At 49.2% G+C, this 518-nt stretch carries 1 protein-coding gene; it reads right to left on the bottom strand.

Features of this window, described 5'->3' with window-relative positions:
• Nucleotides 1-26: 26 nt before the first annotated feature.
• A partial coding sequence (locus VI25_RS25550) for a hypothetical protein (RefSeq protein ID WP_045690809.1) occupies nucleotides 27-518 on the bottom strand: 492 nt, incomplete at its 5' end.

Below are 518 nucleotides of genomic sequence, written 5' to 3'. Positions count from 1 at the left end.
GGGCTTTTTGTATAACCGTATGGTAGTTAATCTTTAATCATATCTACTTCTGCCCGAATCATAGCATTATAACGCTGTCCATTGTTTGCCAGAGTAATGAGGCTCCAGCCGCGGCCAATAGTATAGTTCCAAGTGCGGCTCTCCTTAAATTCAAACGTTGGGCGTAGAATTTGGCCGTAGGGCGTGTAGTTGTCCATGAAGTTGGTGGTGTAAAACTTATCACCACTCACAATCCACTCCATGGCTACAAAGAATCCTTCGTCGGGGGCGGTGATGTTGTAGGACGTTAAGTCAACGGTGTACCACTCACCTCCTTTGGGGGCCGATACCACAATGTTATCGGTTAGCAAGTCGGAGTTGGGCGAGTTGTAGTTGCCATCGGCCTTGTACAGTCGCACGCGGAAAGGCTCGCGGGGGAAGCCGTTCTCACCAATGTAGAAAGACACAGAGCGAACGTTGCCAAGCTTTTTGCCTTTGTCGTTCTTAACGAAGAAGGCATACTGGCTACCTGGCATGCC

It is taken from the genome of Hymenobacter sp. AT01-02, assembly GCF_000961955.2.
Taxonomy (GTDB): domain Bacteria; phylum Bacteroidota; class Bacteroidia; order Cytophagales; family Hymenobacteraceae; genus Hymenobacter; species Hymenobacter mucosus.
Note: the sequence above shows the minus strand (reverse complement) of the source record. Positions and strands in the feature narration are given on the sequence as shown.